Annotated in this window: 15 protein-coding genes; all 15 read right to left on the bottom strand. The window is 28.6% G+C overall.

The genetic code is table 11. The features are described 5' to 3' along the window. Positions 1-11: 11 nt before the first annotated feature. Positions 12-944: a WD40 repeat domain-containing protein gene (locus IE051_RS14765; RefSeq protein ID WP_189362020.1), complete on the bottom strand. Its 933-nt coding sequence runs from the start codon at positions 942-944 to the stop codon at positions 12-14. Position 945: 1 nt separating this feature from the next. Beyond that, positions 946-2,094 carry an O-antigen ligase family protein gene (locus IE051_RS14770; RefSeq protein WP_189362023.1) on the bottom strand — a complete coding sequence of 383 codons (1,149 nt, stop codon included), beginning with the start codon at positions 2,092-2,094 and terminating at the stop codon, positions 946-948. Positions 2,095-2,105: 11 nt separating this feature from the next. After that, complete coding sequence (locus IE051_RS14775; protein ID WP_229796834.1) at positions 2,106-2,867, bottom strand: WecB/TagA/CpsF family glycosyltransferase; 762 nt, start codon at positions 2,865-2,867, stop codon at positions 2,106-2,108. Positions 2,868-3,122: 255 nt separating this feature from the next. After that, positions 3,123-4,247 (bottom strand): glycosyltransferase family 4 protein, encoded by a 1,125-nt coding sequence (locus IE051_RS14780; protein WP_189362025.1) that lies wholly within the window; start codon positions 4,245-4,247, stop codon positions 3,123-3,125. Continuing rightward, positions 4,240-5,496, bottom strand: coding sequence for a glycosyltransferase family 4 protein (locus IE051_RS14785; protein WP_189362027.1), 1,257 nt, complete (start codon positions 5,494-5,496; stop codon positions 4,240-4,242). The genes IE051_RS14780 and IE051_RS14785 overlap by 8 nt, the downstream gene beginning before the upstream one ends. Beyond that, positions 5,489-6,175 carry a phosphotransferase gene (locus IE051_RS14790; protein ID WP_189362029.1) on the bottom strand — a complete coding sequence of 229 codons (687 nt, stop codon included), beginning with the start codon at positions 6,173-6,175 and terminating at the stop codon, positions 5,489-5,491. Before IE051_RS14790 ends, IE051_RS14785 begins: the two co-directional genes overlap by 8 nt. A gap of 270 nt (positions 6,176-6,445) precedes the next feature. Further along, positions 6,446-7,696 carry a nucleoside/nucleotide kinase family protein gene (locus IE051_RS14795; protein WP_189362031.1) on the bottom strand — a complete coding sequence of 417 codons (1,251 nt, stop codon included), beginning with the start codon at positions 7,694-7,696 and terminating at the stop codon, positions 6,446-6,448. A gap of 61 nt (positions 7,697-7,757) precedes the next feature. Continuing rightward, a complete protein-coding gene (locus tag IE051_RS14800) occupies positions 7,758-8,516 on the bottom strand; it encodes a glycosyltransferase family 2 protein (RefSeq protein ID WP_189362034.1) in 759 nt (252 codons plus the stop codon). Beyond that, positions 8,513-9,568 (bottom strand): hypothetical protein, encoded by a 1,056-nt coding sequence (locus IE051_RS14805; protein ID WP_189362036.1) that lies wholly within the window; start codon positions 9,566-9,568, stop codon positions 8,513-8,515. Before IE051_RS14805 ends, IE051_RS14800 begins: the two co-directional genes overlap by 4 nt. A gap of 256 nt (positions 9,569-9,824) precedes the next feature. Then, complete coding sequence (locus IE051_RS14810) at positions 9,825-11,057, bottom strand: glycosyltransferase family 4 protein (protein WP_189362038.1); 1,233 nt, start codon at positions 11,055-11,057, stop codon at positions 9,825-9,827. A 5-nt stretch (positions 11,058-11,062) separates the two neighbouring features. Continuing rightward, a complete protein-coding gene (locus IE051_RS14815) occupies positions 11,063-12,028 on the bottom strand; it encodes a hypothetical protein (protein WP_189362040.1) in 966 nt (321 codons plus the stop codon). Further along, positions 12,021-12,923 (bottom strand): nucleotidyltransferase domain-containing protein, encoded by a 903-nt coding sequence (locus tag IE051_RS14820; RefSeq protein WP_189362042.1) that lies wholly within the window; start codon positions 12,921-12,923, stop codon positions 12,021-12,023. The genes IE051_RS14815 and IE051_RS14820 overlap by 8 nt, the downstream gene beginning before the upstream one ends. Positions 12,924-13,004: 81 nt before the next feature. Continuing rightward, positions 13,005-14,369 carry a lipopolysaccharide biosynthesis protein gene (locus IE051_RS14825; protein WP_189362044.1) on the bottom strand — a complete coding sequence of 455 codons (1,365 nt, stop codon included), beginning with the start codon at positions 14,367-14,369 and terminating at the stop codon, positions 13,005-13,007. A gap of 273 nt (positions 14,370-14,642) precedes the next feature. After that, on the bottom strand, positions 14,643-15,704 hold the full coding sequence (locus IE051_RS14830) for a hypothetical protein (RefSeq protein ID WP_189362046.1): 1,062 nt from the start codon (positions 15,702-15,704) through the stop codon (positions 14,643-14,645). Between the two features lie 8 nt (positions 15,705-15,712). Next, positions 15,713-17,401 carry a DUF6909 family protein gene (locus IE051_RS14835; protein ID WP_189362048.1) on the bottom strand — a complete coding sequence of 563 codons (1,689 nt, stop codon included), beginning with the start codon at positions 17,399-17,401 and terminating at the stop codon, positions 15,713-15,715. Positions 17,402-17,404 lie beyond the last annotated feature (3 nt).

Genomic DNA, 17,404 nt, shown 5'->3' on the forward strand with positions numbered 1-17,404 from the left:
GTCAATTTACCCTAAATTATCTTCCATTTTTTAATAGTTCTATTCGAACTGCTAGTATAAAAATAATTTTCTGAAACTAAAATTTTAATAATTCTCGCCTTATCATAATACTCTTTAACTATTTCAAAAGTATTTAAGTCAATAATTTTTATAATTCCACTCCAATCACCCGCAATAATAAATCTGTCCTTGTAAATATCAATAGCCTCAATTATTTGATTACCAAAAATTAATTTATATTCTTTTGAGCCATTAGCAATATTTATCTTTAAAATTTCACCATTTACAGAAGTAACATATAAATATTCGTGCTTATTATCAAAAACAAAATTAACCAATCTATTTTGTCCTTTATAAATCATTCTACTTGTCTTGGTTGTTACATCATAAGCAATAACTTTTCCAGAGTCTGTAATATAATAAAGATTATTATTGAAAAAACCCATCCTTCTAGCATATGAATCAATTTTTATTGAATCTATTTTCTTATATCTTGGATTGGTTCCATATTGATAGCTTTCAATAGTAGAATCCTTTTTACTAATAAAAAACAAACTATCTTCTTGATGAATAAAAAAATCCAACAACTTTGTAGAATACAAAACATGATATTTATTTATATCTTTTTGAATTAAATCATAAAAACGAATGGAACTTCTGTCTGCATAAAGCTCATTAGCAGCTGTAATAATTTTTTTTTGCTCCATTAAATTATACAATCTTAAACCAAACCCTCCGACAAAACAGCTGTCTTCTTTAAATATTGCATCCTTAGTTCTAGTCCTTAAATTGTAACTTTTTAAATCTCTCTTTTCTATAAAAATCAGTGAGTTCTCGAATAGAATAAAGTCTCTTACGGCAAAATTTGTATTCAAGACAACTTCTTGAGCAGATAACCCCTTATTAAAGAACAAAAAAAATAAACTTAACCCAATCACTCTCATGTCATTCTTTTATTTCATTCATATTTATTGTATTGTAATAATAAAGCATGAGTGTACATAATACTATTCCATGATGTCTATTATATATGCTTTCAATAAAACACATTAACCCAACAATAATTAAAAAACCTATATACTCCTTTTTTAATAACTTTATATTCTTGAAAAAAGGAATTCCAAATGACATCAAGATTAATAACAATCCTATTAAACCAAATTTTAATAAAAAAGATAAATATTGATTATGCGCATTATAATTAAAATCTAAAAATTCATAGTTACCGTGCAAAAAATGCGCAATGTTTAATTGTAAATACTCATTTAAGCTACCATAGCCAAAAATAATATTTTGCGATATCATTTCAGTTGCTGCACTCCAAATTCTTAATCTAAAATCAAATGCTCTAAGGTATAGGTCTAATAAAAAGTTTTTAAAAAAAACAATTAAAATGAAGAGCAACGAAAGAATTATTACCTTCTTTATCGCATTCCATTTAATCCTATTCATGGTATGATAGGCTAATAATAGAATAAGAATTATCATAGCTGCTTTGCTTTTAAAAAACCCTAGAAAGGAAACTAATATAACAAGCATTATTAATATTAACACAAATTCTTTTTTATCTTCAATTCTAAAAAGCCTTACTAATAGATAATTTATAGAAAACAAGATATATAATGACATGTATAAATGATGAATATCAAATAATTCTTGAACAATACTTCTATCATAGACTTCAAAATGCAAAATAGAATTAATAAGAATTAATAAAAAAGTAAAAAATAACCCTGCAATAAAAATTTTTGGCAAAACTTTTATTCTATTGCTGTCAAAATAAAATACAGGCGCCAACAAAAAGACTAAATAAGGGGCATAGGACCTATCAAAGGACAAAAAAAAAGAATTCAATCCATCAATAAAAACCCCTTGAATACAAATATAAATAAAAAAAAAAATGTAAATAACAAGTAACTTCTTTTGAGCCAGAATCCATTTAAAATCTCTGTTAATTATAGATTTAATTATCCCTAAAGACAAGGCAATAAAAAGCAATTTAGAACTAAGTTTTATGGACAAAGATAGTGTGGCTATAGAAGCGCAAAAAATTAAAAAATCTATTTGTATAATACTTGATTTCACTAATTTCATAGCCAGTATACTTACATCTTTTTACTTTTTCCAGTTCCTAATTTAATAATTTCAATAAAAAATAACGGGTTTGAATACAAATATCGTTTTGCTAATCTCCAACTTGAAAATGCTCTATGCAACCATTCCAACTTTATTTGAATTACCCATTGAGGTGCACGTTTTTTAGTTTCCGCAACAAAATCAAAAACAGCCCCAATAGAACATATAATTTTAGCATTAACAAACTCATTATTTTGATGTACCCATTTTTCCTGTTTAGGAGCAGTCATACCAACAAAAAGTATGTCTGTATGAAAGTCATTTATTTTTGATATCATACGTTTATTATCCATTTCAGAAAAGTTATCTTTAAACGGTGGCGAGAAAAAACCAAATATAATATTTTTATACTGCTTTTCTTGCTTACTTTTAATAACCTCCAAAGTTGTATTACTCGACCCCAAATAAAAACATTTTAACCCTTTTTCATTGGCTAAATTAAGCAAATGAAGGTGGATGTCTGCACCAGCGATTTTAGCTATTCGTTGATTTCTTAAGAATTTTGCCATAAATACCACACCTTCACCATCAGGCAATAGAATATCACTGCTAACTAAAGCTTTTTCAAATTCGCTATCTTTTTTAGCTACAATATAAGAATGAGCGTTTATAGTGTTTATTACTTTTTTAGTAGAATTAATGCCTATACTAGCTAATTCATCAGCATAAATTTTATAATCATTAATTAAAATAGTCTTCAAAGCGAGTTTATATTCAATTACTAAATTCAAAAATACATCCTTTATTTGTTTTCTATTGCATTTATAAGGGATGTTATTAAAAAAGAAAGTTATTTATTAATACTTATATAAAGAAAAAAGCCAAGGTGAATATACAATCAATAACTTGCTTAATTATTAGCATTATCTAGTTTGCTGGCAAAAAAATTTAATATTAGTTATTATTCTAGTCCTAAAAAAATACTATTTTGGTATAACACTTAATGTTTACTATACTCTCCACAATTTATGACAACCAAAGACCTACTAAATTTCAAGTAATTCTAAAAGGGATTTTTCAAATTTTTCTAAACTGTATTTTTCTAAATAAACACTTCTACACTTTCGGCTAACAGCTTCATTCAAGTATTTTTCTTTGATAATATTAAATGATTCTATTAAATTCTCTTTGCTGGTTAGTAAACCAATCTCTTCAGAAATTATTTCTGAAACTGCTCCTGCATTAAATGCAATTATAGGAAGCCCATAGGATAATGCTTCTAAAATTGAAAGCGGAAAAACCTCTTTTGCATAAACGGAAGGAAAAATAAATAAATTAGCCTGTTCAAACAATAACTTTTTCTCTTCTCCACGCACCAACCCATGATATAGAACAAGGTCATCTAAATTATATTTCGATACAAAAGTATCAAAGTAGTTTTGATCTTCAATAGTAGCCCATCCACCAGCAAAGTGAAACTTAATACCTTTCAAATCGGTTTCTTTTGCATATTTAGCCAAATCCAAAACAATGTCATACCCTTTCTCCTTCATCATATTAGACAGATACAAAACCTGTATCTTATCGGATTTATGACGACTTAAATTAACATCTGTAAAACTTCTTTTATCAAGATGGTCTTTAACCCCATTATTTAAAAAATTAATGCTTTTGTACCCTTTTATTCCTCTTAACTCAATTTTCATTTGTTTTGAAATTAAAATTATATGGGCTTTCAATAAGAAAAAGTTCGTCAATACTTTTGATAATTGATTTTTTGAAGAAAAAGAATAAATTCCTTTTGCATGGTAATGAAAAACTAATTTTCTTTTAAAACAAAAACAAAAAAACTTTACGGGTAAAGTAATTATTAAGTCTCTATAAAAGGCTAGACCATTTGGTGATGCAGTATAATATATTAGGTGTGGCCTAAAAATTATCAATTGATAAAATACGGTAAAAAACAACTCAACAATAAACCATATTTTATTTAATTTAAACAAACCTATTTCTTCTAAATTATTTGATGATTTAATTTTAATAAATCTTGACTTAAATCTATCTCCAATTACATTACTATTGACGATAGTATCCCCAACCATAGAAGCGCCATGAATAGGTGGTGAATAATGCAATACAAAAAGTGCTTTCTTAAAATCCTTTTTAATCATGAAGAGGTTTCTTTATTAAAAGGCTATTATAAATGTTAATATATTTATCGGCTTTAGCTTCCCAAGTAAATTCTTTTAAAATAGTATTTTTATTAAGAGCTCCTATTTCGGTTCTAAGAGCCTTATTTTCGAATAACCGGAGAATTAATGAACTAATCTTATTTTCTATTTCTTCAATTGAGAGATTAGGATCAACTAATTGTTGTTCTTTTCTCTGTTTTATAAACTGTCCCGGACCGCCATAATCTAAAGCAACAATTGGTAGTCCAGAACTCATAGCCTCTAAAATTACAAAACCTGCGCTTTCGAGTGTTGGAAACAAAAACAAGTTAGATTCATTATATAGCTTCATAAGTTGATCCTGAGGAAGGAATTCTATGAAATTTATATTATTAAAAACACGAAGCTCTTTTGTTATTTTAATTAACTCTTCTTTTTGATTTCCCGAACCTACAATTGTTAAAATAACCTTTTTCCTTTTTTCTTTATCAATTAAGTCAATAAACTTTGAAAAACTTCTTAACGTTAATTTGAAATTTTTTATATGAATTAGCCTGCCTATTGACAAAACATTAAAAACCTCTGTACATGTGGAATTATCAAAATTCACAACCCCTTTTTTCATTCCAATAGCTGGGGAAACTAAAAAATTATCAGTATTTAATCCTAGTTTTTTATTCACATTTTGGTTTATTCCTATAATTAAATCGGAATGATTTTTACATCTATTGAAATAAGGATCAAAACGTCTAAAAAACCATTGAAGTTTTATTCTAAAAAACTCAATTAACTTTTCTTTATTTGTAAATAAAAACTTGCCAGGTACCTTATCATGACTGCCCACTGGGCCCCAAATAAAAATATTTCTTTTATTTTTAAGTTTTATAAATACTGAAGGTAGCCAATCATTAACAAATGTAATATGATGTATAATATCAAAATTTATTTTTCTCTTTCTTAAAAAACGGACCGCGCCAAACATCCATAAATAATAGTATATTCTAGTAAAATTACCAGCCTTTTTGAATTTTAAGAATAAATTAGGTAATTCATAATAAAAAAAAGATAAATTTTCAGGGGAATTTTGACTTTGAATTTTTTCTCTATTATTTTTTCTAGTTATAACAAAATAATTGTTAGAAGTATCTTTTTTAGCTAATACGATAGCAGTTCCCCAGCCAACTTCTGGCTCTGAACCTTTTCCTGGTTCGCAAGCATATGCACAAAGCAATATCTTTAAATTACCCATAAATATCAAATAGTTGTTTATATTTTGAGTATAACTGTGTTTTATGCTTACCCTTTTCTATGTTCATTTTGCTAACTACAAAACTAATTAAGTACTGATTGTAATTTTGTACGTCGAAATAATTAAAATATTTTTTTATCCAATAAATATTATCTTCCATAATGTCTTTAATTTCTTTTTTCTCATTAATCAAGAAATTAGTATGAAAGATATAAGTAAACAAATCATACCCTAAAGACTTAAAACTAGCCATCTCCCAATCGATCAATATTATGTCTTGGCTATCTTCTTTTAACATATTCCAAGGGCAAAAATCACCATGAGAAAACACTCTTTCATTATTATTTTGAGCTAAAGGAAATAATTCACCTAAAACACATAGTAATTCAAATATTTTATCATTAATACTAGTAAAACTTACTTTTTTACCCTTTATTACATCGGTTAAAATAAATGTAAAATCTTTATTATTTACATAATTAATAAGTCTAGGTGTTTTTATAACATTTTGACTTTCTAATTTTTTTAAAATCTTAGCCTCATTCTTTACCAATTGTTGAGCAATAGGTTTCTGTGCAAACTTTAAGAATCTCTTTGCTTTATTGTTTTCAGCAATTATTGTTGCTTTTTGTTCTCGCCCTGGTGTGCCTATATTAAAAAAAAATGAAGCTTCCTTCAATTCAATAATTTCTTTTATTTTTGAGATAGGTAATGGAAGATTGCTTTCATTAATTTTAAAAAAATATCTAACTAAAAAAGCCTTTTTAAAAAAAAACCAAAATATTTTCGATTTGATTGAAAATGGCTTGTAAAACTCTTGATATATCCTGAATTTTCTTGTAGGAAAAAAAAACTGGGGCTTATTAGGTGGGTAAAAATAGTATTCAAAAACACTCATATTCACAATTAATCTTAACAGTTATTTTTAGTAAACAAAATTTACAGTGGTCTATTTATTTAACCGTTCATTCATATTTTTTTTAATTAATTCTACCACTTCATTAATAGTTGTTTCAATAGTCTTACTTGTATCAATCCAATAGGCATTTTTAACTTTATTGCTAAATGCCTTTAAGGTTAATACTTGTGCTTTAACTTCCTTTAAAGGGAGCTCTTTTTTTCTATCATATAAAATTTCAGGTTTCCCTCCTAAACAAATTATTAAATTTGGACTAGGAACAAAAACTTTAATCATTTTAATAATCCACGAAGGTAGTTTTATTCTTCCTCTTTTGGGATCAATTAAGTAGTCATAAAAATATCTGTCAAAAATCCATAAAGATGGTTTTCGAACTAAACTGGGGTAAACCTTTAACCAATAGCCAATAATATAATCCATTGAATAATAAAACAACCTAAAAATAGATCCAATAAAGCCAGATTCCTTTTTTTCATGAGGATTTGCAACAGTACCTACGTGTTCCTCTTTCTTAAGTATTGAGGCTATGCTAGGTAAAAAGTTAGGACGCATATGTTCGTAATGTACTTCGTTATGAACAGCTTCCGTTAATAAGGGTGTTATATTATTAATAATAGTTGTTTTGCCCGATCCATCTACACCTAAAAAAGTTATAGTATATCCAAACGGATGTCTAAATCTATTGACTTTACCAAAAAAAGAATGTATATTTTTTAATTTATTAGAAAGGCCAGAAGTTAATTCCTTAGCTCCTAAAACTCCAAGCTTTTTAACCTTTAAAAAATCATAAGAGTCTTTAGATAACACATCGTCTAGGAGTAATATAAAACGTTTTGAATACTTTTTGTTCAACTCTTTTAAATATATTTCTCTATTTAACTCCCAAGCCATACTTGCCTCTATAAAATACTTTTCACAACGCTTATTATAAAATATTTCTTTCAAAAAAGCTATAAAAATAGCATCGTTATCATTAAAAACTTTTACTTTGTTATAAGTGTTAAGTCTTGAAAAAACAAACTTTACTGGAAAAATATCTGCTGATTTATATGGTATTATTCCATGGTGGACATCAAACATAATCCCATAAAAACAATTATCCTCTCCCCCCAAAACACATATTTTAGGAACTTGTCCTTTAGAGCTTGCTATTATAACCCCATTTGTACTTTTTAATACTTTATTAAAAATATTGTAAAATAGTTGGATGTCTTCGTTTGAAATCAAAATATCCAAATCACTTTTTCCTAAGGAAGAAGGAAGCCCTTTATAGTTTCTCATAACTCCATATTTAACATTGGAGTTATTTAATTGGGTGAAAAATGGCTTTAAAAATACACTCTCATTTTCCATTCCCAAAAACATAGTTCTTAATAGTTAACACCGCTCTTATTGATAATGCAAAAAGGTTACCAAAAATATTCATTCCTGCCTCCTTTCTGGCAACAAACCCTTCTTTCATTCTATTATTAAAACTCATTTGGGCACTCACTCCTTCTAATCTGTAATTCACTATCGCCTTATTTATATAAACAAAAGTATCAGGGTCTGCTAGAAATGCTTCAAGCACAAATTGATAATCAGATAAAGCTATTAACTCTGTACTGTACTTGTGCTTCTTATATTCTTGCCTCGCAATAAACATTGATGGGTGATTATAGGTCATACTATAATACTTAAACTTAATTGAAGACTGATTAAATTTTTTGATTATTCTTGATCCATCACTAAGCACATCATAACGGTCTGCATGAAAAATAGTTTTAAATGGGTTCTCCAAATAAGCCTTTACCATTATTTCTACGGCATTTGACTCATACCAGTCATCACTATTTATCATGCCTATCAACTCCCCGTTAGCAATATTAATACCCTTATTCATGGCATCATAGAGCCCCTTATCAGGCTCACTTATCCATTTATTAATTGTAGTCTCATTTTTCTTAATAATTGAAATTGTTTTATCCGTAGAACCACCATCAATTATTATATACTCGATGTTTTTATAGGTTTGATTTCGGACACTTTCAATTGTTTGTTGAAGGTGTATTTCTCCATTGTATACAACTGTAATGATACTTACAAGAGGTTTTTCGGTCATTTTAACCCTATTAAATTATTTATCTCAACATCATCCATATCTCTATAATCCTTTTTCAAAACCGTCCCAATAGCCATCCATAAAATAATAAATAAAGGTGTAAATGTAGGTCTTAATTCTATAATAGTTAAAATTGTAATTATTAATATAAAATAGCCTAATCTACGGATAAACCAGTTGTTTGATTTGAATATAGCCAAATAAATAGCCTTAAAATAAATTAAAACATTAAGTATTAACATTACAAATCCTCCCTTTAATATCATCTGTAAATAACCAACCTCTACTGAAATTCTATCTGGAACATCACCAGGCCAACCTACGCGCCCCATGGCTTCCCAATACCTTCTTGTTCTTGCAAAAAAGTCACTATAATACTTACCTAAAGACCCTCTCCCAAATAGCAAGTCATCAGTTTTTGATAAATCTTCAAAAATTTCATTAAATAGAAAAACTCTTGTTTCTTGGAAATCAATTACAGATAGAGCAATATCAGACAAAAATTCGTACCCTACGGTAAAAACAAGTGTAAACAAAATAAAAAACCCAAATATTATGTACTTAAAAAAAATCTTTTTTATTGAAATAGAGGATATTCTATCAATCATTAAAAAAATTAATACTACACCTAAGAATAAAAACTCCATTCGCCTAGAAGAATATATGGCAATCTTGACATAAACAAATAAAATACAATAAACTTGTAATCTTGTCATAAACTTAAAGCGATATAATCCAATTATTAAAATAAAGTTTACTGGTCGCAATAATTGTATCCATTCTTCATTATGACTAAGATAAGGTGATGCTATAAATGCTAATATCATTATTGAAAACATGAAGGAAATTGTCTTAAATACTATTTTCCAATTTTCAATTTTTAACCCAATAATGACAACTACAGGAACTAACCAGGCATAGCCCATATAGATATTTCCAAAATTAGTCATCCAATCTTGTAGGGATAGAGAAAAACCTCTTATGGTAACTATAACTCCCCAGAAAAACAATAAATAAAGTAATACTTTAGAGTTTTTTGAAATATGCTCCATCTCCTTCCTACCACTGTAACAAACTAAAAAAAGACATATCGCAGAAAATAATAAAAAACTAGTTATTGTAATATTTAACAGGCTTATACCGTTTGGCATAAATAAAAAAAGAAGGGCTATATAAATTACATTTGAAAATAATGCCCATTTTATTAATCTGTTACTTGTAATAAACATATATTATCCTTGATTAACTAGCTCCCCCAAAACAAAAACAATTTGAACACCAATACATTGTCTTCTTTTTTAGAATTCTTTATTGATTCAAAATATTCTTGTACAGTTCAATATAATCTTGTCCTACTTTTTTATCATTAAAGTCTTTCACCACCTTTGCTCTAGAACTTTCAGATAAATCTTTATAAATACTGTCATCCAAGACCCATTCAATTCCTCTGGACAAATCTTCTTCTTTAAATGGTTCTGCTAAATACCCGTTTTTTTTATGCTCTATTAAATCCTTATTTCCTCCTATATTAAAGCCAACCACCGGTGTTCCGCAAGATAGACTTTCCATAATTATATTGGATAAGTTCTCTTGCTTACTTGGTGTTACCGTAACATCTGCTGCAGAAAATAATGTTACTAAACTTGCATCGTCATGCAATTCCCCTAAATAATGAGTTTTAAATCCAAATTCAAAAGGCGATTCAGGTCTCGTACTTCCAAAAATTAATAATTCAATATTTTTTAAACTTATTACAGCTAGCGCAGAAGTTAACTCTTCAAAACCCTTTCTTTCATCACTTGTTCCCGACATAGCTCCAAATAATACTAGTTTTTTATCTAAAGGCAAATTCCACAATTCCCGTGCCTTTTTTTTATCAAATGGTTTAAAAACATTTGTATCTATTGGGTTAGGTAAATTAACAATTCTTTTTCCTTCAAAAAGAGGGCTTGATTTTGAACATTGTACAAGCCATTTACTTAAACCAATAATAGTCATGTTTTCTAAGGATTTGAACGCCTGTTGTTTTCTCCTGAATAGTTTTTTACTAATATCGTTATTCTTTTTAGAATTCAATACTGGACATTTTCCACAACTATCTTCATAAGCATTACAACTATTAGAGTAATGACATCCGCCAGTAAAGGGCCACATATCATGAAGCGACCAAACTATAGGAGCTTCAATTTTATTTAAATCTTCTACCTTTAGCATTCCTGCATTAATCCAATGTAGATGAACTATATCAGGCTTCAAATGATTAATTTTCTTTACTAAATTAAAGCTTAAAGAAAATGAAGGAGAAAAAGGGGCTGAAACTCTATATTTTTTAAGAGGAAGTGGATTAATTAAGGCTTTAAACTTTGCAAATACTTTATCTATATTAGTTTTTGGGGCATGGACTAAATAGCTGTCCGTATTCTTCATTAAAACAAACATTTTAGAATCAACATCTAAGTTAAGTAATGACTGGTGAAGTCTACTAGCTGCTCTTGCTGCGCCTCCACTACTATCACTAAAATTAACTATAAGTATTTTCATCTCTATTATTTTAAAAAAAATATTGCTTTTTTTAGTTTAAATTTAATATCATCTCTAAAAAAATGAAAAGAAAAAGGAGTAACGAAAGGGTATTCCACACCTTTTGCCCTTAAAATACAATTTAAATTTTGCGAATTCTTTATATAGTCTTGTAAGATGATATTATTAGATTTGTTATAATAAAATTGTTGAAAAAAATTAAAAAATGTATCATTAAGATATACTTTATAACCCTTTTCTTCAATTAGAAATTTATTATTGTTACTTAATAATATTTCCAATCTGTTGTTAATGCAATACCGAGTACGCCGACTGTAACGTTCTAATTGATCAATAACAATATCATTCGAGTATTCAAATAATTCGGATAACTTAATAATAAATATTTCATTAACATCTTTTGGTAATACCTTTCCCTTTAAAACACTGAATCTAAGTTCCGAACTAAATTTTAAGGCCTTATGACTAGAGTCAATATTGTCTATAGACTGACAAATATTCTTAAGAACTAACAACCTATCCCTGCAAGAATATTTTTCATTAGTAATTACATGAAGTCCAGTAACCATTAAAAAACTGGTCCAAATGATATTTAACATAAGTTTTGAACCTGCAGAAGGCTTTACTATTTCGATTGAGCTAGGGTTATATGTTATTTTTAAACCATATAATGAGTGGAAATTTGGTATTAATGAAATCATTTCTTCTGATATAATGAAAGGTTCATGAAAAAACAAATAGCTTCTTATCTCATCCTTCTTTATATAATTTAAAATTTTCTCTCTGTTTTCTTGGAAATCGTTTTTTTGCAAACAAATAAAAACATCTAAATCAGAAATTGAAGGACAAGATGCATCACCAAATTCACCTATTATTAAGGGCTTTGTTTGCGTTTTACAAAATTGTTCAAGATCATTATAGGCATTCCTGTAATCTTCCAAATTCAATATTTTAATTCCTGCTTTATCCAACTATATCAAGGTACTTTAAGGATTCAGAAATATAATCGCTTGTACTTCTTTTATTAAGGTCATTAAGAGATAACAAACTGGTGTCATTTTTAGAAACTTTTGGAGAAAATTTTTCTGCAAACTTTCTCCAAATATGAGGGTCAGGACAAAATTTAACGAGAAAAGCGAATATCTTAAAAATGCTCTTTCCGGTTATAACATCCCAATTTTCTCTACAATTAGTAGACCAAGTTATACAGCTAAAAGCATCAACTGAATATAAAGTATGTGATTTTGCTATTGCTCCTGGCTTATCTATTTCTTCATTCTTTAATTGAAATATAAATGCAGGAACTAAAACAAAAGAGCCTACTAAACATTTAAGTTCATAAGCATTTATATTATTTAAAAAATACTTTTCACTTAATCGTTCTATATTTTTACATGTGCCTATTATATTTTCTCGTAATCCTTTTAAAGTTTGTTCCTTATCAATATTCGCTTTTATAATTTCATCACCTTGAATTCTTTTTGCCTCTTTCATGATGTATAAAGGCATAAATGAATTATTATAAACATCTAATTCGTTATTGCAAACAATCCAATGACCATGATGTTGGATAGGGTCAATTCTACAAAACTTTATATCAATTTTGTTTAAAATTGATATTACACTCCTTAATTCTTTTTGAGACTTAAATCTATCTTTATGTATAATTATAAAATCATCAATATCAGAAAAAGCATTGTTAGTATTATCTGCCCAACTACCATGAAGATAAGCTGATACATAGTTTTCATAAGGCTTCAAATTCCTAAATAATTGCATAATTTTTCTATTATTACACAATTGTATATTTTCAATTAAAACAGTATCTAATTTTTTTTCTGCAGTTTCTTGAATTTCATGAACCAAAAGATTTTTCCTTTTAAAAGAATTATATACCTTATAAAAAAAGGTGTTTCGATATGTAATTTGGTTGCATTTCATTTATAATTACTTATTCCAAATTCCTCTGGCCTTATTATTGATAATCCTATAATATTGAATAGGTCTTAAAATCACGGAATACCCCAAACAAAAACAAGTCGCAAACATAACTCCTGAAACACCAAAATTTAAAGTTTTTGCAAAAAATATACTTAACGGAATGTTAATTACCATAGAAATTATTGCCGTTACTAGTTGAAGTTTGATTTTGCCAACTCCATTTATAAAACTAACAAAAATACTGTTAAATGAGCTCATTAACACAAACAAAGCCATAGATAATGACAAGATTTTTGGAACAACAACCTCTTTGCCAACCCACATTAAATAAAACCAATCTGCCAAAAACAACATTAAAACCAAACCGACTGGCACTACTATCCAAATTTTAAGAATATTATTAATAGAAATCTTAATCCAACTAAAATCGTTTTTTACATATGCATCTGTAAATGATGACCAATATGGAGCAACAAGCATTGAAAAAGCCATAGTCAAAATTGAAAAATACTTAAATGCTATATTGTAAGGCACTACTTCTTCTGGACTAAAAACGATACTAATAATAAAATTATCTGTTGAAAACAAAACTAAAGCCGCTATTTGAATAATAAAAAACCTAAGTCCAACCCCCATTATCTCATTTAAATATTTATTATTCCACAAATAGATTGATGGTTTTAAGAGCCTAAACCTATTAGAAAAACCAAATAAATTTAATACCAAAAGTACTAAAACAGGCAACGCAGAAAATATTATTCCATAGATTAATAAGGAGCTATTCGTTGTTTTTGTCAAAGCCCAAACAATAATTAGTAATAACACTTGGGTAATAAATTGAATTTTTACTTGAATGGAGTGATTTTGGTCTGCTAAGTATACACTTGATATTAGTTTAACTATTAGCTGTAAACAGAAAAGACCAATAATTACAGGCATTAATATGCTAAAGTCTGACATCAATTGATCACTCGTATTAAACACTCTGGTCCAATCAATGAAATAATTAACTATTAGAAATAATGTAAACAATGATATACTTATGCAGGTAATAGTATAATAAGCAGTACTTATATAGGCTCTTGCCAAAGAATAATCATTCTTCGCTTTAGCCTCGGCAAACTTATTACGTAAACCGTTCCCTAAACCAATGTCAAAAAAAGAAAACCAAGAAATAAAGGAGCTTAAGGTTAACCAAACCCCATAATTTTCAACATCAAGATAATTAATTGTAAGCGGAACTAAAAGAAAATTAGCTAAAACAGCCCCTCCTTTATAAAAAAAAGAAACAGCAATATGTTTCACTATATTTAAAGTTCGACCGCTTTTTACACCAATTCTATCTAATAATTCAATGATTTTTTTCTTCAAATTAATGTAAATAATTTTATGAGCTAATAAACATTATAATAACCTTCATTTGGATTTAAGAATTCCTAATTAAATTTCAGAAAAATTCTCCCATTATTAATAAAACTTAGGAGTTTATACCTATCAAATATTGCTTTAATGCCGCCTTCTAATTCAATTCTATGTTTCCATCCCAAACTATTTAACTGAGGAACATTTGTTAATTTGCGCTTGATTCCATCAGGTTTACTGGTGTTAATAATTAAATTAAACGTTATTAAAATATGTACATAATTAATTTTTAAAACGTTCTAAGAATTTAATAAACTCAAAAATTATAAGTCCTAAAAACACTAGGAAAGATATTAATGTGGCATAATAAGCTTTATACCCAAGTGATTTTCCTAAAATTTCTTTTCTATTATCAATGAAGCCACTTTCTTGTTTACTCGATATTATTTCCACAATATCCTTCTTATCGAGCAATTCTCTTTCAATTTCAACCAACTCTCTCCTCAGCTCTAGATCATTCTTATACAAATCAAATTCCTTAGTTTTTTCTATATTATTGTTGCCTTCAAAAGTAATGCCTATTTCTGATTCCTTTTCTATAGATTTTTCTAAAACACGCTTATAGGTATTTTGTAAAGAATCTGATTTAATCAATGCAATTTCTAACGCTAATTTTATATTACTTAATTCTTCGACATCTTTCGCTTGTTCATTTATGAAATATTCATTAGAATTAACCCCTTCAACAACTTTTTCAAATACCAATTTAAAATTATTTCTTTCTTTAGCCTTTATGGAAATTTGTTGAACCTTGTGGTCATACTCCTTATCATTTAACAAATAGTCTTCATATGTTATAGATGAGGATACCATAGTATCAAGTGTTTTTATATAAGTATCATACTCTTTAAGCCTCTCATTTTCACTAATCAAAGACCCTACTTCAAAACCTAATATTTTTGCAGCTTCACCGGGCGTAACGCCTAATGTTGCACCTAGAGTTATTGTATCTCCTTGTTTAACTAAATCATTAAAATAACTTACCGTATTGTACAAGTCCTCTCCGGTGTCATAGTTTTGCTTGACTGTAAAAAATGATTTATAAACAGGCTCTCCTGTTTTTTCAAAATAAACGCCTAAACCAACACCTATTACCCCAGCAATAATCAACTTTAGCAAATGCTTTTTAACAAAAAACACAAGCCACACAAAACCAAGAAAGAGCTTATAGAAGATATTACCAATAAAATTAAAAAACCGCTCAAAAGCATTGCCTATAAGTCTAAATAATTGACCTAAATCCACCTCCTCTGACTGTTGTGGTTGTTTTGATTCTGTACTCATAATAATTGTTAGTTAAGTATTTGTTTTAATATGGTTCTTGTTATTAAATATGTTGGTCTTACTCCAGTTGTTCCCAATCCTCCAGAGGCTAGTGTAGCTCCTGTTTCTAAAGGGTTATCACTGGCATAATAGGCATACCTCACTTTTACATCACTTTTAATACTCGCTCGTACTTTTGAGGCTGCTTGAATTGCTTTTTGATAATGTGCACCTTCCATTTCTAACCCAATAACCTTCCATGTTGAATCATAGAAAAATTTCAAAATGTCTTTGTTTTGTAGAGATGTACCTAAAACAGTTACCATAGACCCTGCATAAACAGCAACACCTTGCCCTTCTAGGTCTTCTTTATTTAATTCATTATTAAAAGGATAATTATCAGCTGTTCCTTCAAATATATGTGCTGATGGAATCATGATATCCCCTTTTCCGCCTTCTAATATTCCAGCCTTACCCATAATAGATATAGACTCTACATTTAAATGAATCTTTTCACCTTTAACGTTATAGGGCTTTAATAGCTCATCAATGGTTTCATAGGCCTGTTCACCAAACGCATAATCCATTACTAGAATAACAGGTTTTTCTACCTCTAAAATAGATTCTGTTATTTCAAAATCAATCTTATCATGATTCATTTTAGCCGTATCAAAAATTTGAACATCAATATTTGTCCTTGAAGCATCCTTGATATATATCATTCCATTTTGCAACGCTTCTTTGGTCACTTTATTGCGCAAGGATTCATTTTCAGTTTTACTTAATGATTCATAAACCTCAAATATATCCGTTTCGGGTCCGTCCGAATTCAGAGCTTTTCCTGAATAAAGTGTATTCATGACGCTATGCATATTTGCACTAACAACATGAATAGGCCGTTCTAACAATGCGTTTTTTCTAAGTATCTCCTTAATGTTATCAGCCCATATTTCACCATGAATATGATGTCCGATACGCTCTCTTAACATAGGGCTAAAAGTTACAGTTCTCTTTTTGCCATGAACTAGTTCCTCAATGGCCAATTTACCCAACCAATAAATAATATGAAAAAATCTCTCAGGTTGCGTAGGCGAAGAAAACAACTTATAGGAAGCACTTATTTCATCAAATGTTCTACCCAAAATATTCGCGGCATAAGTAATAGTAACCTCTCTCGCTTCTTGGTTAAGTTTCCTTTTTGAAAGCACTACCTTTTCAAGCTTTTCCCAATCCCTTGTTGTTGAACCATCCTCGTCAATAATAACGCGATTACCAATTTTATGAGACTCAATAAACAAAAAGGTTAAATGGGTAAGAATATCATAAATTTCTGAACGTCCTCTGGTAATTTCAATATTTATCTGCTCATCATCTATTCTGTAACAATTCCGACGTCGTTTTTCAGGAATTATAGGCTTAAAATGAGATTGCGCATACCCTTCATCACTAGTTAAATTGATAAAAGTGCATTCTTCTATACCCTGTGGTAATCTATCAATAACGTACAGTAGACCTTCAAGCTCCGCTTTATCTTCACCAATAGAACCATATATTTCTGGCTGTAAAAGCAGTAAAGCGTGCCTTAATGTCTCTCCAGAAATTCCCATGGGTTTATAAAAACCTCTATTGAATAAATGACGCATAGTAATATACATCCTTTCAATAGCATGAGAACTCTCTTGGGCCCTTGTTCGTGCATGATGTTTTTTACTAGACATAGT

The organism is Algibacter mikhailovii (assembly GCF_014651495.1).
Lineage (GTDB): Bacteria > Bacteroidota > Bacteroidia > Flavobacteriales > Flavobacteriaceae > Algibacter_E > Algibacter_E mikhailovii.